The following is a 23,879-nucleotide window of genomic DNA, read 5'->3' as shown; positions in this document are numbered from 1 at the left end:
TGCGTCGCACTGTCAACGGCGACATGCAGTTTGCGCCAGCGACGCCGTTTCTCTCTGCCATGTTTATAGGCGTGCCATTCGCCTTCGCCATCAGGAAATATGACGATCTGATCAGGTAAACGCTGTAAAGTTCAATTTAGGCAACAACGCCCTTTAGGGTGGTTATAACGCAGTCAGTACCGTTGTCAGGCCACTGTTGTGTATTTAATAAACTATTGATTTAGCGCTTCTACTTACTGCACAATACCGAATAATATATTACAAATCACTCACACTTAATATGAAAGAAGTTGTACGAAGTTTCTATTCTTATCTTTTCATATCATTGATAATTATACTTTTTCTTGAAGCTGCGCTTGAATATCGTGCTTATAAAAGAGGCTACGATACGTTGTTTTTTGGCGTAAAAGCCATAAACACAGTGGCCGGAAACAGCGAACCGGCGAAGAGTGATACAGACACACATTCCCTTTCTGCAAAAAAGTTTGGCCCGGTTGACGATTTTCCGTTCAAAAGCGAGGTTCTTGAACCGTCTCATCACTATAAAAATTTGATTTGGATTGCATCGGCGTCTCATGCTGAAGGTGGCCGTATTATTGCGCCAAAGGTCTTTCCTAATTTGATTTGTGATCATGTTCAGAATTTGCCGGATTGCGCAGTGATAAATGGCAGCAAAGGCGGCATGACGGTAGAACAGGATATCGGGTTACTACACAACTACAGCAACGAGTTCCCGCCAAAAGTAAGTGTGCTGTATCAAATGAGTATGATTATCAGCGCGCAACAACGGGCATTAACCACGTCTAACGCTACATCGGATGGTGAAATAACAGCACCGGACGAGAACCACAGCATTTTTGATGTAACGGCAATCTCAGCCAAAATTCAGGAAACGTCATTGTACGGGCATTTACATGACATTATTGGTGGCAGCATTAAGCTGCAGGGGGCGCTGCACGAGGAACTGCCTGAACGCTTCAATGAAGACTTCGATAACGAGATCCTGTCTTTTCTGAAGGCATGTGATGAATTACATATCCAGCCTGTACTCTCTACCTTTGCGGTGTCGCACAACCTCGACAATGTGGATTCAATGCGCTTCCAGACAAAAGTCGGGCTGGTGAAATATAATAGTTATTTGTCACCTACCGGTTGGATAAAAACGGTTAATAAATACAATGAAAGACTGCGTAACATTGCCGCCCGACATGATGTTCCGTTGATCGACCTGAACGGAGCGTTAACGGGGAAAAGTGAGTTCTTTATGGATTTTGTTCACTTTAATGAAGCTGGCCACCAGGAAGTTGCCCGTCTTATTGCTGAAGATCTCGACAACATTCTTAAGCATGAAGGGGCCGCAAAATGACATTTAACTCTTTGCAGTTCGCCCTGTTTTTCCCGGTATTTCTGATCATCTTTTTCAGTGTGTATAAGCGTGAGAATACCCGGAACGTATTTCTGCTTATCGCCAGCTATTTCTTTTATATGTCGTGGTACTGGCAATATGCAGGCCTTATCGCATTGTCGACCGTTGTTGATTACTTTATCGGTAAACAACTTGGTAAAGAATCAGACCAGAAGAAGCGTAAGCTGTTACTGATTGCCAGTTTAACGCTGAACCTCGGTATTCTGGCTATATTCAAGTATTACAACTTCTTCTATGAAGCCAGCCAGACGGGACTGGGATTCTTTGGTATTGATATACCTGACATGTACCACCAGCTGTTGCTGCCGGTTGGTATATCGTTCTACACCTTCCAAACCCTCAGTTACAGTATTGATGTTTACCGTAAACAACTTGAGCCTGAGCACTCCTTCATCAAGTTTGCGGTTTTTGTGTCTTTCTTTCCGCAACTGGTTGCAGGGCCAATTGTTCGTGCAAAAGACTTTTTACCGCAAATTAATCTGCCCACCAGAGTTACCACACAGGAATTTAAATACGGGCTGCAGCTTATTTTTGTGGGTTTATTTAAGAAAATTGTTATCGCTGATCTGCTTGCCTATCTGGCAGTAGACGCAGTTTTCCAGAACCCTGAGAACTATTCGTCGTTCGATTTAATCATGGCGCTGTACGCGTATACCTTCCAGATTTATTGTGATTTTTCAGGCTACTCAGATGTAGCTATAGGTCTGGCCCTGATGATGGGCTTCAAACTGCCGGTCAACTTTAACCGCCCCTATATGGCGCAAAACCCGTCTGACTTCTGGCAACGCTGGCACATTTCGCTATCAAGCTGGCTGAGGGATTATCTTTACATTTCGTTAGGTGGTAATCGCTCAGGAAAACTGCTTACCTATCGCAACCTGATGATCACCATGTTGCTGGGCGGCCTGTGGCATGGTGCTGCGTTCAACTTCATTCTGTGGGGCGCATTCCACGGTTTGATTCTGATGTTTACCCGTAACCTGATTACCGAAAAGCAAATTAACGGCAAAGCAGTTATGAAGATCCTGCTGAACTTCCACCTGATTGTATTCAGCTGGTTGCTTTTCCGTGTAACCAGTATGGAGAACTTCTCTGCTTACGTAAGCGGTGTATTTGAATTTACCGGTGGTACCGTGCTTAGCCCGTTATTCTTCAGTATTCTGGCGCTGGCGGTGGTGCTGCACTTTGTGCCGGTGAAGCTGGTTGAGCACATTAAAGCCAGGTTCCTGCGCTCGGCGATAGTGTTCCAGTCTATGGTCTATGTTGGTCTGATACTGTTGTTTGCCAGCGCCTCTATCGGCGCTCCGACGTTTATCTACTTCCAGTTTTAGCACAACATGTCCATTCCACCGGGCGGAGGAATGGACGCACTTTGTGTGTGATTATTTCTGCTGAACTAACCTCTGTCAGTCTTTCTGAGGGGCAATAAATACGTCAGCGTATTCACTGAGCAATTGTTGATAATCTTCCTTGAACAGAGCTGAAAGCCTTTTGTACTCTGCGTCAGATATTTTATCTACCGGCTTAGTTGCAGAATGCTTCAGTTTATCCATTAATGCTTCAGGCAGGGCTTTTTTCAAAAGTCTGGTGGCCTTTTGAATATACTTCGGATCGACATTTTTCAGTATTGCTGCCGGCCCGCTCCACTGATAAGACTGGTTAGTTTGCTTACCTGATTCGTCCTCTTTTAATTCCATTGGTGCAACATCGAGGAATGTCAGAATTTGTTCGAGTATCTGTTCCGGGTGTTTGATGAAATCCTCAAATTTGATAATGCGAATTTGCTCACGGGAGAATGCTTTCTCATACTGCTGCATTTGGTAGTGATAACGGGATCCTACAAAGTGAGGCGATTGCTGATCTTCTATTGCCGCCATTGGCTCACGTTTTTCTACACCATTTCGAATGTAATGCCAGTAAGAAGACCATGCGCGCTTAGCAGGGTCGCGCACCAGATATAGAATTTTTGCGTCGCGGTCCACTTCGGCAAGGCGGGCGGCCACTCTGTCGCTGTCCAGCCGCTCTGAGTAAGCTGTAGAAGCATCAATTCTTACTGCCGACGTGTTATCGAACAGCTTATCGTATTCGGTTAACAACGCGGGCGACACATCCGTCGCGGCAAAGGTGTCTGGCTCTTTATCTGCAGACAGACAAATTTGTGGGTGTAAATCGAGCAAGTCGGCAAGTTTAGTTGTGCCGGATTTAGCCGACCCCACTAAAAAGGCATAACGGCATTTATTGTTTTGCATCCGTGTAATCTCATCAAGATATAGATCGCTGAACTTCGCAGTATCATTGCGTGAGGATAAGGGAATTATCATACCGGCGAAGCAGGAAGATTAAAAGCCGGAGGCCGGCGCCAATGCTGCCGGCCAGGTATTAAAAAACACTTATACATATAAACTGTCAAACCGGACGTTGTTGCATAGTGTATAGATAGTATTTATTCTTCGGTAGCATCTGTTATGCCAAGGAACTGCATTGAAAAAAGTTATTGTATCTGTCATCACCTGCCGCCGGCCTGAATGGCTAAAACGGCTGTTGGTAGCGCTGGAAAAACAAGAAGTCAGCAATGAAATTTCAGCAGAAATACTGGTTGTAGATAATGCGAGTGACGAGGCGACAGCCTCTGTGGTTAAAGCTCTGGATGCTACCAGCCCGGCATTACCGGTTACTTATAAAACAGAACCAGAGCCGGGTATTGTTGCCGCACGCAATAAATGCGTGGATGTATTTCTGAAATCTGATGCAGATTATCTTATTTTTATTGATGACGATGAATGGCCTCACGCCACAGACTGGATCAATAAACTCGTTGCGGGTGCGGTTGATCAAAAAGCTGACGTGGTTACCAGTCATGTTATTTCTGTGGGCGAACCGGGCACGCCGGAATGGGCTGTAGATTTAATTTATGGCAGAAACCCCTACAAGGCTGGCGACTACATTGATGTGTTCTATACCAACAATGTTTTAATTAGCCGCCCTGTGCTTGAACAACTGGCTCCGGTGTTTGACTCCCGCTTTGCGATGACCGGTGCCAGTGATTACCATTTTGCTCTGCGTGCAAGGCACCGCGGGTTCAAATGTTTGTATATAGACAACCCGGTCGAAGAAGAATTTCCCAAAAGCCGTGCTACGGTAAAGTGGTTTTGCCGGCGGGGGTTTCGCTCAGGGATAGGATACACACGCTCGCACCTGTTTGAAGAACCCGGTTATAAAGCCGTAGTCCGCTGTCTGGCCATGGCCGGAGTACGCGCAGCCCGCGGCATGATTTATCTTTTGACTGGTGCACTGACGATGAACAAAACCAAACGAATAGATGGTTTATTCCGAATTTGCTCAGCAGCAGGCACCATTGCGGGCTTTTTCGGGATTCAACACGAAGAATATAAAGTTATTCACGGCAAGTAACTTTATCGTTGCAACAATGGCGATGTATCTACGTCAATGTATCTGCCGGCAGCCGGACGAAACTGCTTAACCTGATATTGAAGGTCAGTTCTTGCGTCTGCTTCTGTCGGATAGATATTTATAGTTGGACTGTAATCATCCGGGTCATATTTCATCGCCCGTAAATACAGAGCATAGTCACCAAACGCATTGTCTGTAATGGTGATATCCGGACTGCCTTTTTCCCACTGTTCCGGTGTCAGCGTATCAACCAGAGTACGGATCTGGTATTCCTCACCCAGGAAACCTATGTAGTTTCCATACATTTTAAATTCGCCCAGGCCCTGGGTTATACGGACGATGGATTGTTTGAACTCTGATGAAAATATAAATGCATTGTGCTCAAGCACAACGGCGCCCCTGGACGGACTCTTACCGTCGCCGCCAATACGGCTACCCAAACCACCGCTGGCGTGAATCAATACGTTGTTTCGAACGACATGATGTTGCTTGTAAAAATCGTAGCGACCATCGTAACCGATTAGCTCTAATAAATATTGAGCCAGTGGATCATCGCCAACTTCAATCCAGTTGCTCTCAATTAATGTGCTTTGGGCACGGGATTTAATAACATTTCCCATATTGTCGTGAAAATAGTTATTTGTGACCGTCAGTTTCGAGTCAGGAAAAGCATGCTGATCTGTCGCCACATACACAGGGTGTCCCCACGGAGTACCGCTCTCAACTTTTCCGCCGCTTTGCCAAAATTCTGAGTTTTTAATCGTGAGATTGCCAGAACCGTAGTCTGAGCCAAGCACACCAAAGATACAGTGGCTGAATAAGCTGTTTTCTATCACCGTACCAGCCGAAGCACTGCTAAGACAGACATAGCTGTCTTTGAATTGAATGTTCGATATATGCCAGTAATGCGAACCAAGCAGCCTTATTCCCGGCGAATTGGTTTCACTTGAGATTACGGGTCGTTCAGCGGCTACCGTTGCATTTGATGTCACCGTAACAGGCGACTCTTCACTACCTGAAATATAGCGTGCTTCAAAAGGCTCAAATGCTTCGTTTTTATTGAGAATGATTGTATCGCCAGCATGTAACCGGGTGACTATCTGACTCACCTGAGTGTATTCTTTGTCAGAGCCTACGTACCAGACTTTCTCGCCCTGTGGCGGATTGGGTGTCTGAATGCTCCAGTTTATGTAAAACAGCTGACGACGAATATCCGGGTCCGTTTCGGCAAACTCTATATTTGAGTGAGTTCTCTGCCCGTATCCCTGTGGTGCAGTGGTTCTGATCCTCAGCTCGTCATTGTCATGTATCTCCAGCTCAGACCCGTTTGCAAAGGGCTCGCCGTTAACCGACAAATCAAACCGCCGCGGTGTAACCAGTATCGGTTTTTCACCCACGCCTTTAATAATAAAGCAATGTTCTACTGTCTCACCGGGCGTAGCATCCAAAACGGATGGCAATGCCGCGTAATGTCTGTGGCCCCATTGGTAGATGGAAACATCAACTGTGTCACACAGAACCGGTACTCCCTGAATCGCATGGGCCGGAGACTGTAAACAAGCGAAGGTGAGGAAATGTAGTGCAACAAGTATGATATGTTTCATAAGAAACCTTTTTTAAATTAATATCCGGGCAAGCCATACATAATGAGGCGCTAACTGCGCCATACACGAATTCTGGTTACTTCTTGCCTGTATACCGGTATCCTAATAGTATTTTCTAAATTTTGCTTTAGCACAAACTATTTTATTTTGCTGTAATCGGGGAAAACGTTTTGAGCATAGGGAGTACCGCAAAAAACGGGTTAAAACTTGGTTTAATCCTCGGTATTTCAGGACAGTTATTATCCTGGATATCAACGCTATTTGTAGTCAGAATTCTTAATCCGGAAGACTTTGCGTACCTCGCCACCAGCGAAATGCTTGTAGGATTTCTCGTGATGGCCGGTAAACTGGGGTTCACCGGCGCACTGATCAGAAAAGACGATCTGGAAGAAAAAGAAGTCAATACGGCTTTCACCTTCCTGCTTGCCATCAACGTTTTCGCCTACCTCATACTATTCGCTTTTGCGGACGGTCTGGAGAGCCTCTTCGATAAAGACGGGATCGCCAGCCTTATCCTTGTCAATGCCTTGTTACTGTTGCTCAGCCCTCTCGAAGTTGTTAACTCGGCTCTGCTTAACAAAAATCTGAAGTTTCCGGTTATCGCTAAAATTCAACTGTTCACTACACTTCTGCAGTCATCTCTGAATTTGATACTTGTATTTTCGGGCTTCGGATTTTGGTCAATAACCCTGTCACTCATTGTGTCACAGACAATTGCTACGATTTGCTACGGTCACTTTTCACAGGCCCGCCCTGCGCTTAATTTCCGGTTAGGTAATATTAAGAAGTTATGGGAAGACGTAAACAGCAGCTTTTTTACCTCGGTACTTTGGGATGTAAATACCCGCGTTGATGTACTATTTATTCAGTCGTTTTTTGCTTCGAACATACTGGGTTTCTACCGTATGTCGAAAACAATATCTGAAAAACCGGTTAACCTGGTGTCAAAAGTGGTTCAGTCCATCACCCTTTCAACGTTTTCAAAGGTTGCCAAAGACAAAGCCCTGCTGGCACAGTACATCAAGGATTCCGCTTTTTTCGCGATTTTCATTTCCATGCCATTGTTCATTGGCATTGCGCTGACCGCAGATAACTTTGTCCCCCTTATTTTAGGTGAGAAATGGGTACCAGCTATTCCTGTGATTCAGATTCTTTGCCTGATCCAGATAGTCAACTCAATTAAGGAAATCAGTGGTATTGGCCTGTTTGCAGCAGGTAAAGGAAAACGTAAAGTAACCCAGGCTCTTCAGGCACTGGCAATTACCATTGTTGCGTGGTCAGTTGGCGTGTTCTTCAACATCACTCTGGCGCTTCTGCTGGTGTTTGCAGGTAATATAGCCTGGTACATCCTGCACATCCGGGATTCAGCCAGGCACATCGAACTCAGTGGCTTTTTTAGTGTATTTAAGGCGCCTTTCATTGCTTCCGCTGCAATGACTGCAACACTTGTGGTGATCCAGCTATTGCTGGCAGAACAATCAGATATTCTGTTAACCGGATTGAAAGTGACTGGCGGAATTGCAGTTTACTTCCTGACACTGAAGCTTCTGTTCGCCCCGGAGCTAATAAAATTTATTCGCCAGGTCAGGAAATAATTTTCTTTGCAGTGCGCTTTAATGCAGCAATAAAAAGCGCACTTTTACCGCGGCAGGAATAGTAATCAGGCGGCGCCTTCATGAGGGCAAAATACCCTTCTAAACCGAGTGCATGTACAATTTTATAATCAGTTAATTCACAAAGCAGTTCCTGCAAACACGCTTTATCATAGCCGGACGCGTTGTGATAAATACGACTGTAAACCTCATTCACCCTCAGGAACTGGCTTACGGTCAGCGTTTTCAAATAGCCTTTATTCGCATAATAAACGTGAGGTAACAAATCATCATTCACCTCAACATTCAAACCCCGTAATTGCTCAGCAATAATGCGGTAGTGATTTTTAGTCGACTCACCGGCGTTCAGTACACTCACTTGCTCGCCGTGGTTATTATAATTATGCAGGACCTCCGGCACATTACTCACCGCACCGCCAGCAGAAATGATATCAACCCACAGACCGTAATCTTCACAATGTTTGTTCTTCTCTTCGTATTTCAGACCATGGGCGCGCAAAAACTCGCTACGGAGCATAACGGAGGGATGAGCAACCGGCGGGCCAAATAACGCATGCACTTTACAGGACGCTGGTGTGACAGGCATATCAACTACCCGTTCGATATTGCCGAAGGTGCGGTAACGGGCACCACACACAACTACGTCGGGGTTTTGCTCCATGTACTCTACCTGAACAGTTGCACGTTCAGGCCCGGAAAAGTCGTCGGCATCCTCGCGCATGAGATACTTTCCTTTTGCAACGGAAAGGGCTTCGTTCAGAGTGTAAACTAAACCATGATTCTCACGCGTGATGATCTCTATCTGCGGGAACTGCTTTTGATATTCTTCCAGAATCGCCAGGCTTTGATCTTTTGAGCCATCGTTGATGGCAAGGATTTCCAGCTTCGGATAGGTTTGTGCCAGCAAAGCATCCAATGTTCGCGGCAAGGTTTTCTCGCCGTTATAAACGGGCAGAATCACCGTAACCAGGGGCTGTTCAGGCATTTTTACTTACCACATTATTGTAGTTAGCCAGGGTTCTGTCAGCCATTTTTCCGGCTGTAAAGTCTGACTCAAAAACAGTGACTGACGCTTTCGCAAATTCATTGCGTAACGCATTATCAGCCAGTAACTTATTCACCGACGCGGCAACCTGAGACGCATTGTAAGGTTCACAAAGCAGACCGGTAGTGCCGTGCTGAACAACTTCCGGTATCCCGCCTCCTGATGAAGCAATGACAGGCAGAGCTTTCATCATAGCTTCAACGAAAATTAAGCCAAAAGACTCGTAAACAGAAGGCACGACGAATAGCGTGGCATCATTGTAAAAGCCCTCAATATCTTCATCAGCAACGAAGCCGTGAAATATCACGTTGCCGGTATAGTCCGGATAATGCTCTTCAAAATAAGCTTTAAAGAATTTTCCTTCCGGCGCATGCGGCCTGTCTTTACCCACGATATGGATCTGCAGGTCCGGATGTTGTGCCACCATCTCCGGTACGGCCTCAAGAAGCGTTAACGTACCTTTACGATGCTCAAGTCTGCTCACATAAAGAATGTTTGGTGTTTTGTCTTGCGGCCATTCAATCACTTCACTTTCCGGATTCCGGGTGTCCGGAATGCCCAGTGGCAGAATCTTGAATTGTTCTGTGCCATAGCCATATTCTTCTGCAATTGTTCGGGCATGAGCAACAGTAGACGACACCAGTGAATGCGCGTTGTCACATGAGAATTTTTCCATGAAGCAAACAGCCTTTTGCTTGAACGTGAGGCTGCCTCCCTCAATTTTTACCGTTTCGAAAAACGGAGTATGTACGCGCACAACGACCGGAAATGACGGGTTCAGTCTCTGAAATATAAACCCTGCCCCCTCCCAGTTTGCAAACTCAATAATATCAGCTTTGCCATCAGCAATGAGTTGCTTACAGATTTTACTGACCTGATAGCTCCAGCTGATCCCCGGAACAAAACGTTCCAGTAAACGGATAAAACGGGGACGACGCCGGATAATGGTCAGATTAGGATGTGGAGTATCAACTGCATCTTCAGGCGCACGGCATACCACTGTAACAGCGTGTCCCTTCTCTGCTAATGCATTGGACAGATTGTAAATATAAGTTCCGATTCCACCACCATCATCAGGCGGATAAAAGCTACAGACCAGGCAAATATTCATAGTTTAAATAACTTCTAACGTTTTCTCATAGAAGCGCCTGTTCAACGCCCTACATTTTTCCAGGGCATCATCGTGTGCCACAGTCCTTTGCAACAAACTATCCAGCTCGGTTTCTTTCCCCATGGGAATGTCGAATGGAAACAACTCAAACTTGGAAGAAAAGGGAATACACACCACTTTTTTCCCCATCAGCATTGACCAGTACATACCGTGATAGCTATTCGTTACAACATAATTAGCACTGGCCAGAAACTTAATAACTCCCGGAAAATCATTATTATTGTTCTGCATTTTTGGAATATTGTTGTCATCGATTTTCAGCGGAATGTGCTCATGCTCGAAAATCACAATGTCATTTGTCACCGCATGCTTCTTGTCCAGTTCGGTATGCATACAACTGACGCACGGCAAGAATTCGTAATCAGGCTTGTTATCGCGTACGCCATAGAGAGAGGCTTTATCCAGAAATTCTTTGGTTGAGCCGTAAAGACGTTCAACATTGTCGTCATCATGGCGGTTATGACCTACGCCCCAATAAATGATGCTGTTGAACTTGATGTTGTTCAGCTTATAGATACTTTTTTCGAAGTACTCATTGTCAAGCAGTCCGCCGCCGCCAACGATCAGGTTCATTTTGACCGGTGAAAACTCACCAACTTTTCCAAGCATCACAATCTTTTTTATCTCATCACGGATATCCAGCGTGACTTGCTTTTGCGGGAAGTCGAAATAACGCAATGGCGATGACAGAAGGTCACCGATGTTTTCAACATTGCTTCTATGAGCATTGATAATCATTAGTTTTTATCTCATTCCAAGAAGGTAACGCACGACTGCGTACAGAGCCAATAAGCTGAATCCGCTGAGAGCGGAGACTTTAAAAATGTCCATCGCCGTTATTTTCAAATTAAACTGCGGGTGCTTTTTTTGAATACGAATATAAGACACCGCCACAATAGCGGCGAAAATATAGAAGAACATGATGTAACTTCTACTTATGAAAAACGCTGTTGAGCAATAGCCAATCATTGAAACGAAGAGAAACATACTCAGCGTTTTCTCCTGCTTCAAATCTTCACCCTCTGCGCCGGGTAAATCAGGCAGTTTTCCAATGCGGTACAACATAAAAAATATGAAAATCACAAAACTCATCCACAGCGTATAGCCAGTGATTCCAAGCTCCGACGCTATGGTAATGAACGAGTTATGCGCGACTTTAGGGTGGTACTCTAAGAACCGGTCCTTTCCAAACCCAAATATTGGTCTGAACTTAATCATCTGAACGCCTTCATACCAGGCGGTCAGACGGTCCTGTACACTGTTGTCATCTAATCCAATAGTTCTGAATGCACTCATTACAATAACAACAGCCGGAAGTGAAATTGCAGAAATAACCATAAATTTCACTTTTCCAAACCGGAGATAGAAAAACGCTGCAAATACGGCCAGGGCACCGACCAGAGACCCCCGGCTGCCCGACCAGAAAATTCCCAGTAACAAGAGTGCCATCGCAGCTAAGGAGCCCAGTTTTAAAAGCTTGCTCTTAGAGCTAACCAGGAAATAGGCTGCTACAGGCAGGTTCATGACAAAGAACATACCCATGTCGTTCGGATCATTAAAAATACCGACATACCTGGCCTGCATCATTTGATCTTCTGTGACACCACGGAACACTGCCGATGTAGCCCACCCTATTCCCAACGGATCATTAATTTGGGAGTAAGACTGATGCACCATGACCATGCACGCAGCTAACGAGATCATTAAAACAATTCTCTGTCGCTGCAATGAGACCAGAAAGCCAAGGAAAAGCACGAAAGGAATGATGTTCGATGTCACCCACTCAATCACATAGCCTAAGTCACTAAAAAACCTGCCAGCCCTTGCTTCTGAAAGCAGCATCGAGAAAAACAGTAAGACAAGCAATGTAGCTTGCGTATTCCAGCGTTTAGGGCTTAACGTTGTCAGATAGGCAATAAAAGTAATTATCAGAAAGGTACGCAAAACCGGTACCTGGGTTTCAAATACTGGCCATTCGTGAGGACGAATAAACACCAGTGCCGTGTATAAACACAACAAAAAGAAACCAAACGGAGAAGTCGCCGCGTGATCGATCGGCTTCAATTTATGCGCGGAGTGCGCTTTTGGTATGGCCTGCTGCCCGCTCACAAATTCACACCCTGTGACGAACACTTACCCTGAAGAGTGTGCCCACTTTCAGCATCCGTGCCATTCATCCAATAATTCATAACTTCCGTACCGGGTTATACAACATTTCGCGCTTAAAACACGCAGAATAAACAGTATTCAAGCGGTATTCAACTAACTCGGCGGTAACGCATTCGCACCACCGTATGCATTACGATATCTTCGCTTAAAGGATCGGAATTATTTCATCCGGACACGCACGACATACTCAAAACCCTAAAGCTTCAGCTAACGTCTTCATGAATCTGACGTTTTCATGACCGAAATCAGGTTTAAGAATATTTCACCCACTTTTTCCAGGTATTTGTGAGCAAAATGTTGTCGGGGACTTTTTAACCGCTATAATCAGGCAATTACTGCTAATAAGACCGTTGCCGGAGACAGATGTGAAAGTAAAAGCATTGATAGCGATGACTGTTGCTTTGGGGCTCACCACCGCCCATGCACAGGAAATGACAGACGAAGCAATAAAAGAAAGAACAAAGCCTTACGGTGAACTGAACATCGCAGGTGCAGCGGCTGCAGGCGCCAGCGCATCTGCCGCCCGTTCCGGTGAGGATGTTTACAATGGCGCGTGTGTCGCCTGCCATGGTTCGGGTGTTTTAGGCGCGCCGCGTTTGCACAATGCTGCAGACTGGCAACCCCGCCTGGATGAGCGTGGGCTGGACGGCGTATGGCAGAATGCTTTGAATGGTATTAACGCTATGCCACCCAAAGGTACCTGTGCCAATTGTAGTGATGACGAGATTAAAGCAGCCATCGAGTTCATGATCGAAGGCATTTAATTAACAAATACTTTACCCTGCATTCATAATAAGCATTTTGACTGCAGGGTATTAATATTCATACACTTCCCCGCCAGTTCCTGACAAACTCCCTCAGATTAACGTCAATAAGTAGCATTTTTCATACAAATCGGTTAATTTATTAGCGGGCACTAAACAGAATAATAACCGGCTAATCAGGATGTCTTCAGAGTCAACGCAGTACGAGTTGTCAGAGGAAGAGCTTCGCGAACTCATACCGCAGCTGCAACAACTTACGGACAAGTACAAACGGTCTGAGCGCGTACAGAAAGCGCTTTTCGATATTGCCGAACTGGCAAGTTCCGTCAGCAATCTAAACCGCCTCTATCCGGCTATCCATGAAATCATTGGTGACTTCATGAATGCGGATAATTTCTTCGTTGCCTTCTACGAAAAAGACGCAAACCTCGTTAACTTTGTTTATTTTGTCGATGAATTCGACGAGCAAACTATCAGACAAATCCCGGCAGAATCGTTAATGGACGGGATCACCGGTCACATTCTGCGTACCGGCCGTCATGTATTTCTTGAAAAAGATAATCAGGAAGCCTTCACCCGTGAAACTGGGGTGAGCATTGTTGGCGCTGTTCCCCATCAGTTTCTCGGTGTACCGCTAAAGCGTGGCTCGCAGGTTATCGGCGCAATGGTGGTGCAAACTTACGACGACACAATGTTCTATACAGATGAAGATCTGGAAGTGTTGTTGTTTGTCTCCCAGCACATTGTGAATGCGGTAGACCGGGTAAAAAGCCGCGAACTCACTGAACGCACCATTCGGGACAGAACGCGGCAACTTCGAAAAATCAATGACGAGTTACAGGAAGAAATTCTTGAACGCCAGAAAATAGAAACCCTGCAACAGGCGTTGTATGAAATTTCAGAGTTATCGGCGAACCTGGAAGGCGATATGGATGCCTTCTACGCCAGCATACACAAAATACTGGCCCGCCTGATCACTGCTCCTAACTGTTACATTGCCACGCTGGATGAAACCGGAGAATACCTCGACTTCCCCTACTTCAGCGACACCACCGAAGATACTATTGAACGCCGGCCGCTGGGACTGGGCTTATCAGAATTCGTTTTACGTACCGGCCAGACGGAGCTTATCAACCCGCCACGGGTCCTGGAACTGACTCAGGCAGGCGAACTGGATGTGGCAGCTGCCCAGCGAATGCTGAAAAGTGCGAACTCCTGGCTTGGTTCCCCGTTGGTGGTAGACGGAAAGATTTCCGGCGTTATAGGCATTCAGACTTACGGTAAGCTGGCTAAATACACGGCTAAAGATCTCGAATTGCTGCGCTTTGTCTCCCATCACATTGCAGCAGCAATTGGCAGAAAGCGGAATACCGACGCGATTCAGCAATACAATGCACTGCTTGAGGAAAAGGTCAGAGAACGCACCCGGGAACTTGATAAGATCAATTCCTTCCTGAAACAGCAGATTGAAGAACGAAAAGAAATAGAACTTAAACTGATCCATGACGCGCATCATGACAGTCTCACCGATTTACCCAACCGCACGATGTTCACCAGCCGGCTTGAGCTGGCCGTTGCCAACAAGCAGCGCTACCCTGAAAACCTGTTTGCAGTGTTGTTTATCGACTTAGATCGCTTCAAAACCATTAACGATACCCTCGGCCATCATGCCGGCGACGAATTCCTTATCGAAGTCAGCCGCCGTATCGCTTTGTGTGTCCGCGGACACGATCTGCTTGCCCGCCTTGGCGGTGATGAATTTGTGGTATTGCTGGATAACTTTGAAGATGCTGCCGCCGCTGAAGACGTAGCAACCCGTATCATTGATGCGATTTCTAAACCTTTCCTTCTTGATGGCAAGGAGATGTATTCCGGCGCGAGCGTGGGAATAGCTCATCTTGAGTCATACTACCGCGCCGCTGATGAAGTGCTGCGGGATGCAGATGCAGCTATGTACCAGGCCAAAACGCTGGGTCGTGGCCGTTTTGTGATGTTCGATAAATCCATGCGCGACCGCCTGATTGAGGAACTTGAGCTGGAAAACGAGTTCCGTCTTGCTCTGCGCCGGGAGGAGTTCGACTGTTATCTGCAACCGGTGATGGATTTGCGGAACGACAGCGCGTTTTATCATGAACTTTACGTGCGCTGGGAGCATTCAAGACACGGAAAAGTTAACCGTAAGCATTTCCGGGAAGTGGCAGAGCAAAGCGGCCTGACACTCGACCTTGATTTATTCCAGCTCCGTAAAGCCTGTGAATTGCTGAACAATGAAGCGGAAGCACCTGCCGGCATCGAAAAGATTGCAGTGAATGTGTCGATTAATCATCTGCTGCAGGCATCGCTGGTCACAAAAATTCTGCAGTTAGTAGAAGAATACCAGGTATCCCCTGACAGGCTGGTTTTTGAGTTTGATGAAAACGATTTAAACCGGCGTTCCCAGTTTATCCTGCCTGCGATTAAGAAACTGAAACGGGCCGGCATCACCCTGGTGCTGGATAACTTTGGTAGTGGTCTGGCATCACTGAGCTACCTGTTTGCCTATCCTTTCGACTACATCAAAGTTGACCACAGATTCGTGAAATCCCTCCCCCGGTCACAACGGAACCTGAAGCTGATTCAGTCGGTTATGCTGATTTCAGAACATCTGAAATTCGACGTTATCGCCGAAGGCGTCGACGCCAGAGCTCAGCTTAAAGCCCTGAATGAAATTGATTGTCACTATGCCCAGGGCAAGATACTTTCAACCCCGGAACCGGTGGCAAGACAGAAACGCGCGTAACAACGCGCTTTAATTCTTCCCTAACATGGCTTTTAAGCTGGCAAGTCCGGCTTCGTTGGTCTTTTTGCGCTGTTCTGCTGAGGGTTTCACTTTCTTTTCTTCCCACACAACGTCATCTACAGGCAGTTCGTAGAGGAAGCGGCTGGGTTCGGGGTTGATAACTTCACCGAACTGTCTGCGCTCTTTCGCCAGACTGAAGATAAGTTCGCGCTGGGCACGGGTGATCCCGACATAAGCCAGGCGCCGTTCTTCTTCCACGTTATCTTCATCAATACTGCTCTGGTGAGGCAGTAAGCCTTCTTCCATTCCCACCAGGAACACCACCGGAAACTCCAGACCTTTAGAAGCGTGCAGTGTCATCAGCTGCACCTGGTCGGCTTCGCCGTCATCCTCGCCCCGCTCCATCATGTCGCGCAAAATAAGACGGTTTACCACTTCCTGCATGGTCATCGGTGACTCTAAATCAGACCCTTCCAGCATATCAGTCACCCAACCAAACAGGGTACTGACGTTCGCCATGGCCATTTCAGCCGCTTTGGGACTGGGACTATGCTCATACAGAAACTCTTCGTACTGCATGGAGCGGATCATATCCCTTAATACCGCTTTGCTGTCACCGCGCACTACATTATCAGAGGTTTCCACCACCCACCGTCCAAAACCGGCAACACGCTGGTAAGCCGATTCACCTAATACGCCGGAAAGGCCTGAGTGTGTGGTAGCTGCAAACAGCGAAATACCGACCTGGTTAGCGAAATTCCCCAGCTTCTCAAGTGTTGCCCGGCCAATTCCCCGGTTCGGTGTATTAACAACACGCAAAAAGGCGTTATCGTCATCCTGATTCACCAGCAAGCGCAGGTAGGCCATGATGTCTTTCACTTCAGTTCTGCCGAAGAACGACATGCCACCGTTAATACGGTACGGAATACGGTTACTCATCAGCAGCTTTTCGAACAGGCGGCTCTGGTGATTACCACGGTACAAAATCGCGTAGTCTTTGTACTGGGTGCGGTTCATAAACTTATGCGCAATCAGTTCGGCGACGACTCTTTCCGCTTCATGTTCTTCGTTCTTGGCCGAAAGAACACGCAAGGGTTCGCCGTAGCCCATCTCAGAGAAAAGGGTTTTATCAAACAGGTGCGGGTTATTCTGAATAAGAATGTTGGCGCAATGCAGGATCCGGCCTGAAGACCGGTAATTCTGTTGCAGCTTTATCACATTCAGTTTCGGGAAATCCTCTTGCAGCAAATGCAGATTCTGCGGACGCGCACCACGCCAGGAATAAATTGACTGATCGTCGTCACCCACCACAGTAAACCTTGCCCGCTCTCCCACCAGCAGTTTAACCAGTTCATACTGACTGGTGTTGGTATCCTGATATTCGTCCACCAGCAAGTAGCGGATTTTACTTTGCCACTTTAACCTGACCTGCTCATTGGTTTTAAGCAGTAAGGTAGGCAGCAGGATAAGATCATCAAAATCCAGCGCGTTATAGGCCCGCAGGTGATTTTGATAATGGCGGTAAGCTTCTGCAAATTCCCGTTCACCGGCACTGGTGGCTTTTTTCGCCAGCGCATCGGGTAATAACAGGTCATTCTTCCAGTTTGAAATACAGCTTTGCAGCAACTGAAGTTGATCTTTGTCGCCGTCGATAGTGTCTTCGGTTAAGTCATTCAGTAGCGCTGTGGAATCTTTATCGTCAAATAATGAAAAGCCGGGTTTGAGTCCAAGTTCTTTAACATGGGCCTTGATGATGGTCAGGCCCAGGGTGTGGAACGTACACACTTTCAGGCCTCTGGCCTCCTGCTTGCCAAGAGTCTGCCCTACCCGCTCTTTCATTTCCCGCGCAGCCTTATTGGTAAAGGTCACAGCGGCAATTTGCCGCGCCGGCAAATCGCATTCCCTCACCAGGTGAGCTATTTTATTGGTGATTACGCGCGTCTTTCCGCTTCCGGCACCAGCCAGTACCAGACAAGGCCCGGAGACGTACGTCACAGCAGATTGTTGTGCATCATTTAACTTCATAATGAAAAGGAGCGAGCTAACGGTTTGAGAGAATGACGGTTTTTTAATTGCATGTGCGTGGCATCTAATTAGAATACGAAACACATAGTCGCGATGACGCGCATTATAAAGGAAATAGTATGCTTGATCCGAAAAAACTCGAAGAAATCGCCAAACAAATTTCAGACGCTGTACCGCCCGGGGTACGTAACATGGCCGAAGGAGCCGAGGCACGGGTGAAGCAGGTATTGCAGGCCCAGTTAAGCAAACTGGACCTTGTTACGCGGGAAGAATTTGATATTCAAAGCCAGGTACTGATCCGTACCCGTGAAAAACTGGAAGCCCTGGAAGCCCGTCTGGCTAAGCTTGAAGAAGACAACACGCCGGACGCTTAAGTGCTCCGGCGTTGCAACATATGCCTTAACCCTACAATGCGTTAAGGCCTATTCTGTCGACCATTAACCCCACAGCAAATACTAAACCGACATAGTGATTGTCCAGAAACGCTTTAAAGCAGGCCATCCGCCCGCGGTCCCGTGTTTCGTAAGACTGAATAGCAAATAAAACGGCACAGGCTACCAGCGCCACGTACACTGGCCAGCCGTAATTCAGTGAAACCGCAATACTTCCCAGAACCCCCAACGTGAACAGTTGCAGTAAACCAATGATCAGACGGTCGTTTTTACCAAATAAAATGGCAGACGATTTAATGCCGACAATCAAATCATCGTCACGGTCGACCATGGCATAGTAAGTATCGTAGGCGATGGTCCATGCCAGATTAGCAATAAACAGCAGCCAGCCTTCAATGGGTACATATCCCAGTGTGGCGGCAAAGACCATGGGGATCCCCCAGCCGAATGCCGCGCCCAGCACAGCTTGTGGCATATGGGTGTAACGCTTCATAAACGGATAACTGGCAGCAAGTAACAGGGCCACCACGGACAATGCAATGGTTTGCCAGTTAAGCAGTAAAACCAGTAAAAACGAGATCCCGACCAGCAAAGCAAACAGCTGCAAGGCTTCTTTTTCAGTTACTGTGCCCGCCACCAGCGGACGTTGATTGGTGCGCTTTACACTGCCATCTACTTTCCTATCTGCGTAGTCGTTGATGATACAGCCGGCAGAACGCATCAGTACCACGCCGGCGATGAATATCAGCGAGATCCCTAAATCCGGCAGGCCACCGGCAGCGATAACCAGCGCCCAGATAGTCGGCCATAACAGTAAATAAATACCGATAGGTTTGTCCATGCGGGTCAGTTGCATGTACGCCCGCCAGTTACTAAAAGACAATTCAAGTGACATGTTTAACGTTCCGTTTGATAAACAGGTGATTCAGGTAAGAACAGTTCAGCAACCAGCAGGGCATGCTGCCGGTAATGAAAGCAGGAACGCCGGCCCAAAAGCGTGATTCCGGTATCGCCGGCGAAAGATGAATTATCCACTTTACATAGCTCAAAGGCACCGCGCACGAAGCGGTCATCATTAAATAAACGCTTACCCAAAGGCTGACTGCCAAGCTGATTAAATTCAGTTTCCATCAGCACCACCGGAATTACCGAGCGGGCGAACACCCAGGGCGTGCCGCCGTTCATTAAGAGGACTTCCCGAACAATGTATTTGCCGTCACCATCTGGTGCCGCCACAGCACTGAGGCAAGATAATTCAGCATCATGAAGCGGCGCATTGCCTTCCCCCACCAGTGCCAGAGAAAATTTGTCAGTAAGAGATTCTATCCGGTCGGTCAGTGAACCGGTGTCCAGCAACCAGGAACGGGCACAGACCGGCAAAGCCTGAGCAGCACTGGAAGCTTCCCAGGCAACATCAAGACCGGCGGGAAAGGTTAGATCTAATTCCAAAGACTAATACACCATTGAAGATAACGGCCCTATCTTAGCATTGGTATAGCACTGAGCCCAAAGTCCTGTGCAAAGATACCCTATATTGCGGTGTTTATTTTGCGGCGTTTGCTAAACTACACTCATACTTGTAACGCGTTAACTGACTGAAATTCTGTATAGCCTATGAAAATGTTATCTCTTCGTGCATTCGCTGCGTTGTCATTACTTTGTAGCCTGCTGAGCTTTTCAAGCCATGCCCAGGATGCTCCGAACTACGGGTATTTAAGCCTGGAGCCGGACATTATTACTAATTACATTGGTCCTTCCGCGAAGAAACTTGGCTATGTGCGGGTCACGGTAGAATTAATGATAGACAGTGTGGATGTACTCGATATTGCAGAGCATCACCTGCCATTATTGCGTGCGACAGCCATCGAAATATTTGGGCAGCAACCGGAAGATAAAGTGAAATCGCTCACCGGACGGGAAGACATCCGGCTGGCAATTTTAAAGGCGCTGCAGGATCATATGCGTAAAGAGACCGGCGCCAGCATTGTAAAAGACGTCATCTTTACCAAGTATCTGTATCACAGCTGAGCCGGTTTGCGGCGGCCTGAGCCCAGTGCCAGTAACGCCGCCATCAAACAACCGCTGATGAGGCCGACAGTATGAGCGGTGTTGGCCATGTTCACCCACAGCACATCAGCATAGCCCAGTACCAGCCACACCAGCATAAAGCCAACAATGGCTTTGGGAATAGATAATCCCCAGGATGGTCTCAGCCAGCCAATCCACCATACGAATCCGAGTACGGCATAAACCACACCGGACAAACCGCCGAAGGCAGGACCACTGACCACAGCCTGCGCGAGGTTTGATGCTATCGCGGAGACCACAAACACCAGCAACAACATGGAGAAACCAAAGGTACGTTCAATCTGCGCGCCCAGCATACTCCACCACAACAAATTAAAAATAAAATGTAATGCAGAGAAATGTATGAATGCAGGCGTAATCAGGCGCCAGTACTCATGGGTTTGCAGCAACTGGCCTACAGGTTGCATTTTCAGGTACTGACTGACAGTGCCGAAGAAACCGAGCCAGGATAAGGCATAAACCAGTGTACAGATGAACAGAACGGAGGCTGCAAACGGCGCAGTTTTAGCCCACGACAACAAATTGCCGATGCTGAGATTACCGGACTTCGAAGGATGTAATGCCACGTGCTCACCGTTTTCCCAGGCAGCCTGCTGATATTTAGGATGGCCTGGCTGACGGATGAACTCTTCGCAAATTGCAGTCGCACGGCTAATGTCTCCGCCGTCAGCGAGTACAATAATGTACTCACCCTCTTTTTCAGAATCTGCAACCTGAGAAGGTAACTGCTGGCTGGTCAGATAATTCGCCAGCAGATGAGCGTAACTTTCATTGGTAATAGCAATTAACGGTGTACTCACGTTTATGCTGTCACCACATCCTGAGAGAGCTTCCACGCTTCAAAGCCGCCGTCCATACTGTAGACGGAATCGTAGCCCTGCTGCGAGATAACGTTAGCCGCCTGCTGGCTGCTGACGCCGTGATAGCACACCACCAGCACGGGTTTATCTTTGGCGGTGTTTGTCAGAAATTCAGCGAAATTGTCATTACTGAGATGAAGAGCATCAGGCATGTGCCCTGTTGCAAAAGATTGCGGATCACGAATATCGACAACCGCAAACTCGCCGAGTCTGGCTGCTGCATCCTGTACGCTGATATGCTGAAATTCTGACATTGTTGATAACTACCAGTTAAGAATAACTTTTCCGGACTGCCCTGACCCCATGGTATCGAACCCTTTCTGAAAATCGTCGATACTGTACTGATGGGTAATAACAGGAGAAATATCCAGACCACTTTGTAACAGACTGGCCATTTTGTACCAGGTTTCAAACATTTCACGGCCGTAAATACCTTTGATGGTTAAGCCTTTGAAAATCACCTGATTCCAGTCTACCGCCACATCAGTTGGCGGGATCCCCAGCATAGCAACCTTTCCGCCATTATTCATCTTATCTAACATGTCACGGAAAGCAGCGGGAACACCGGACATCTCAAGGCCCACATCGAAGCCTTCGGTCATGCCCAGTTCATTCATGACATCTTTTAATGAGGTGGTCCCCACGTTGACCGCACGGGTTGCCCCCATTTTTTCGGCCAGTTCAAGACGGTACGGATTTAAGTCAGTGATCACCACATGACGTGCACCAACATGCTTCGCGACTGCCGCAGCCATAATACCGATAGGACCGGCACCGGTAATCAGCACATCTTCACCGACCAGATCAAAGGACAATGCGGTATGCACAGCGTTACCGAACGGGTCGAAAATTGACGCCATATCATCGCTGATATTGTCAGGAATGCGGAATGCGTTGAACGCCGGAATCACCAGATATTCTGCAAAAGCACCGGCCCGGTTAACACCAACCCCTTCGGTATTCCGGCACAGATGACGACGCCCGGCACGGCAGTTACGGCAATGCCCGCAGGTGATATGGCCTTCACCGGACACTCTGTCACCAATTTTGAAACCGGCCACTTCCTGACCCATGCCCACAACTTCACCCACATACTCATGACCAACGACCATGGGTACAGGGATGGTTTTCTGAGACCACTCATCCCAGTTATAAATATGCATGTCGGTACCGCAGATAGCGGTTTTACGAATTTTGATCAGCAGATCGTTGTGACCCACTTCCGGCTCTGCCGTATCCTGCATCCAGATCCCGGGTTCGCGGTGCGCTTTTACCAGTGACTTCATCAGATAACTCCTAACTCTTTACCCACTTCGATAAACGCATCGACAGCTGTATCTACATGCTCAATGGTGTGACCGGCTGACATTTGCGTGCGGATACGGGCCTGACCTTTCGGTACGACGGGATAAGAGAAGCCCACAACATAAATACCTTTCGCCAGCATTTTTTCAGCCATTTCACTGGCCAGACGGGCATCACCTAACATAACCGGAATGATGGCGTGATCTTTACCCGCCAGAGTAAAGCCCGCTTCTTCCATGCGCGTACGGAAATGCACCGCGTTCTTCCACAGTTGCTCACGCAGTGCATGACCGTCAGCCATCATATCGAACACTTTCAGTGAGGCAGATACGATGGGAGGCGCAACGGAATTAGAAAACAGGTACGGACGTGAGCGCTGACGTAACCATTCAACAATTTCTTTCTTGCCGGAGGTGTAACCGCCCGATGCTCCGCCAAGGGCTTTACCCAGCGTGCCGGTAATGATGTCAATGCGGCCAATTACGTCACAGTATTCATGGCTGCCACGGCCATTTTCGCCAAGAAAACCGGTAGCGTGACAGTCATCAACCATCACCATCGCATCGTATTTGTCTGCCAGGTCGCACACGCCTTTCAGGTTGGCGATAACGCCGTCCATGGAAAACACACCGTCGGTGGCGATAATTTTAAACCGTGCGCCGTCAGCAACGGCCTGCTTCAGTTGCGCTTCCAGCGCGTCCATATCGTTATTCGCATAGCGGTAACGTTTTGCTTTGGATAAGCGCACACCGTCGATGATGCTGGCGTGATTCAGTGCATCAGAAATGATCGCATCTTCCGGCCCGAATAAAGTTTCAAATAAGCCGCCATTGGCATCAAAACAGGACGGGTACAAAATGGTGTCTTCGGTTCCCAGAAAATCGCTGATTTTCCCTTCCAGTTGTTTGTGAATATCCTGCGTACCGCAGATAAAGCGCACCGACGCCATACCAAAACCATGACTGTCCAGGCCTTCTTTGGCTGCCGATACCAGATCCGGATGATTGGCCAGACCTAAATAATTGTTCGCGCAAAAGTTAATGACTTCACTGCCATCGTCGACGGCAATGTCAGCTTGCTGCTGTGATGTAATAACCCGCTCATTTTTGTACAGACCTTCTTGTTTTACTTCTTCTATCTGCTCACGCAAATGCGTGATAAATGACTGTGACATGTTTCTCTCCGTCGTCGAAAACGCGTATTCTAATGGTTGGGTATTGATGGGTA

Annotated in this window: 21 protein-coding genes; 8 read left to right on the top strand and 13 right to left on the bottom strand. The window is 47.4% G+C overall.

Annotated features, from left to right (window positions below):
• Positions 1 to 325 precede the first annotated feature (325 nt).
• Positions 326 to 1,366, top strand: a complete 1,041-nt coding sequence (locus tag ACXAG2_RS20380) for an SGNH/GDSL hydrolase family protein (RefSeq protein WP_474870043.1) — start codon at positions 326 to 328, stop codon at positions 1,364 to 1,366.
• The gene (locus tag ACXAG2_RS20375; RefSeq protein WP_474870041.1) at positions 1,363 to 2,757 is read left to right on the top strand and encodes an MBOAT family O-acyltransferase; all 1,395 of its coding nucleotides are present in this window, start codon (positions 1,363 to 1,365) and stop codon (positions 2,755 to 2,757) included. The genes ACXAG2_RS20380 and ACXAG2_RS20375 overlap by 4 nt, the downstream gene beginning before the upstream one ends.
• A 75-nt stretch (positions 2,758 to 2,832) precedes the next feature.
• Here the strand turns inward: ACXAG2_RS20375 and ACXAG2_RS20370 are convergent, their stop codons facing one another.
• Positions 2,833 to 3,675 (bottom strand): sulfotransferase family protein, encoded by an 843-nt coding sequence (locus ACXAG2_RS20370; protein WP_474870038.1) that lies wholly within the window; start codon positions 3,673 to 3,675, stop codon positions 2,833 to 2,835.
• Between the two features lie 232 nt (positions 3,676 to 3,907).
• On the opposite strand from ACXAG2_RS20370, the gene ACXAG2_RS20365 reads away from it, so the two are divergent.
• On the top strand, positions 3,908 to 4,837 hold the full coding sequence (locus ACXAG2_RS20365; protein ID WP_474870036.1) for a glycosyltransferase family 2 protein: 930 nt from the start codon (positions 3,908 to 3,910) through the stop codon (positions 4,835 to 4,837).
• A gap of 2 nt (positions 4,838 to 4,839) precedes the next feature.
• On the opposite strand, the gene ACXAG2_RS20360 is transcribed toward ACXAG2_RS20365, so the two are convergent.
• Positions 4,840 to 6,441 (bottom strand): polysaccharide lyase domain-containing protein, encoded by a 1,602-nt coding sequence (locus tag ACXAG2_RS20360; RefSeq protein WP_474870034.1) that lies wholly within the window; start codon positions 6,439 to 6,441, stop codon positions 4,840 to 4,842.
• 170 nt (positions 6,442 to 6,611) lie between these two features.
• Between ACXAG2_RS20360 and ACXAG2_RS20355 the strand changes: the two genes are divergently transcribed.
• Positions 6,612 to 8,036, top strand: a complete 1,425-nt coding sequence (locus ACXAG2_RS20355) for an oligosaccharide flippase family protein (RefSeq protein ID WP_474870032.1) — start codon at positions 6,612 to 6,614, stop codon at positions 8,034 to 8,036.
• On the opposite strand, the gene ACXAG2_RS20350 is transcribed toward ACXAG2_RS20355, so the two are convergent.
• From ACXAG2_RS20350 to ACXAG2_RS20335, 4 genes are read right to left on the bottom strand one after another with little or no spacing between them, the layout of a single operon-like run.
• The gene (locus ACXAG2_RS20350; RefSeq protein WP_474870030.1) at positions 8,026 to 9,039 is read right to left on the bottom strand and encodes a glycosyltransferase family 2 protein; all 1,014 of its coding nucleotides are present in this window, start codon (positions 9,037 to 9,039) and stop codon (positions 8,026 to 8,028) included. The two genes, ACXAG2_RS20355 and ACXAG2_RS20350, sit on opposite strands and share 11 nt — an antisense overlap.
• A complete protein-coding gene (locus ACXAG2_RS20345) occupies positions 9,032 to 10,210 on the bottom strand; it encodes a glycosyltransferase family 4 protein (protein ID WP_474870027.1) in 1,179 nt (392 codons plus the stop codon). The genes ACXAG2_RS20350 and ACXAG2_RS20345 overlap by 8 nt, the downstream gene beginning before the upstream one ends.
• Positions 10,211 to 10,213: 3 nt before the next feature.
• Positions 10,214 to 11,008 carry a polysaccharide pyruvyl transferase family protein gene (locus tag ACXAG2_RS20340; protein ID WP_474870024.1) on the bottom strand — a complete coding sequence of 265 codons (795 nt, stop codon included), beginning with the start codon at positions 11,006 to 11,008 and terminating at the stop codon, positions 10,214 to 10,216.
• A gap of 6 nt (positions 11,009 to 11,014) precedes the next feature.
• The gene (locus ACXAG2_RS20335) at positions 11,015 to 12,379 is read right to left on the bottom strand and encodes an O-antigen ligase family protein (RefSeq protein ID WP_474870022.1); all 1,365 of its coding nucleotides are present in this window, start codon (positions 12,377 to 12,379) and stop codon (positions 11,015 to 11,017) included.
• Positions 12,380 to 12,804: 425 nt separating this feature from the next.
• Here ACXAG2_RS20335 and ACXAG2_RS20330 point away from each other — a divergent pair, with 425 nt between their 5' ends.
• Together ACXAG2_RS20330 and ACXAG2_RS20325 are read left to right on the top strand one after the other, a co-directional pair.
• Positions 12,805 to 13,203, top strand: a complete 399-nt coding sequence (locus ACXAG2_RS20330; RefSeq protein ID WP_474870020.1) for a c-type cytochrome — start codon at positions 12,805 to 12,807, stop codon at positions 13,201 to 13,203.
• 181 nt (positions 13,204 to 13,384) lie between these two features.
• Positions 13,385 to 15,982 (top strand): sensor domain-containing phosphodiesterase, encoded by a 2,598-nt coding sequence (locus ACXAG2_RS20325; RefSeq protein ID WP_474870018.1) that lies wholly within the window; start codon positions 13,385 to 13,387, stop codon positions 15,980 to 15,982.
• A gap of 9 nt (positions 15,983 to 15,991) precedes the next feature.
• Here ACXAG2_RS20325 and rep read toward each other — a convergent pair whose 3' ends face one another.
• On the bottom strand, positions 15,992 to 18,007 hold the full coding sequence (gene rep / locus ACXAG2_RS20320; RefSeq protein WP_474870015.1) for a DNA helicase Rep: 2,016 nt from the start codon (positions 18,005 to 18,007) through the stop codon (positions 15,992 to 15,994).
• Between the two features lie 119 nt (positions 18,008 to 18,126).
• Between rep and ubiK the strand changes: the two genes are divergently transcribed.
• Positions 18,127 to 18,381, top strand: coding sequence for a ubiquinone biosynthesis accessory factor UbiK (ubiK, locus tag ACXAG2_RS20315; RefSeq protein ID WP_119499477.1), 255 nt, complete (start codon positions 18,127 to 18,129; stop codon positions 18,379 to 18,381).
• 31 nt (positions 18,382 to 18,412) lie between these two features.
• Here ubiK and ubiA read toward each other — a convergent pair whose 3' ends face one another.
• Together ubiA and ACXAG2_RS20305 are read right to left on the bottom strand one after the other, a co-directional pair.
• A complete protein-coding gene (ubiA, locus tag ACXAG2_RS20310; RefSeq protein WP_474844121.1) occupies positions 18,413 to 19,294 on the bottom strand; it encodes a 4-hydroxybenzoate octaprenyltransferase in 882 nt (293 codons plus the stop codon).
• A gap of 2 nt (positions 19,295 to 19,296) precedes the next feature.
• On the bottom strand, positions 19,297 to 19,848 hold the full coding sequence (locus ACXAG2_RS20305) for a chorismate--pyruvate lyase family protein (protein ID WP_474870013.1): 552 nt from the start codon (positions 19,846 to 19,848) through the stop codon (positions 19,297 to 19,299).
• Positions 19,849 to 20,013: 165 nt separating this feature from the next.
• On the opposite strand from ACXAG2_RS20305, the gene ACXAG2_RS20300 reads away from it, so the two are divergent.
• A complete protein-coding gene (locus tag ACXAG2_RS20300; RefSeq protein WP_442858435.1) occupies positions 20,014 to 20,427 on the top strand; it encodes a flagellar basal body-associated protein FliL in 414 nt (137 codons plus the stop codon).
• On the opposite strand, the gene glpG is transcribed toward ACXAG2_RS20300, so the two are convergent.
• Genes glpG through ACXAG2_RS20280 form a run of 4 tightly spaced genes read right to left on the bottom strand, consistent with a single transcriptional unit; the run spans position 20,418 to position 23,826 of the window.
• On the bottom strand, positions 20,418 to 21,287 hold the full coding sequence (glpG, locus tag ACXAG2_RS20295; protein WP_474870011.1) for a rhomboid family intramembrane serine protease GlpG: 870 nt from the start codon (positions 21,285 to 21,287) through the stop codon (positions 20,418 to 20,420). The two genes, ACXAG2_RS20300 and glpG, sit on opposite strands and share 10 nt — an antisense overlap.
• Positions 21,288 to 21,289: 2 nt before the next feature.
• Positions 21,290 to 21,601, bottom strand: a complete 312-nt coding sequence (gene glpE / locus ACXAG2_RS20290; RefSeq protein ID WP_474870008.1) for a thiosulfate sulfurtransferase GlpE — start codon at positions 21,599 to 21,601, stop codon at positions 21,290 to 21,292.
• Positions 21,602 to 21,610: 9 nt separating this feature from the next.
• Entirely contained in the window at positions 21,611 to 22,633 is a 1,023-nt protein-coding gene (gene tdh / locus ACXAG2_RS20285; protein WP_119499472.1) for an L-threonine 3-dehydrogenase, read from the bottom strand.
• Complete coding sequence (locus ACXAG2_RS20280) at positions 22,633 to 23,826, bottom strand: glycine C-acetyltransferase (protein ID WP_474870006.1); 1,194 nt, start codon at positions 23,824 to 23,826, stop codon at positions 22,633 to 22,635. Before ACXAG2_RS20280 ends, tdh begins: the two co-directional genes overlap by 1 nt.
• Positions 23,827 to 23,879 lie beyond the last annotated feature (53 nt).

It is taken from the genome of Alteromonas sp. ABH4_456, from assembly GCF_056160645.1.
Note: the sequence above shows the minus strand (reverse complement) of the source record. Positions and strands in the feature narration are given on the sequence as shown.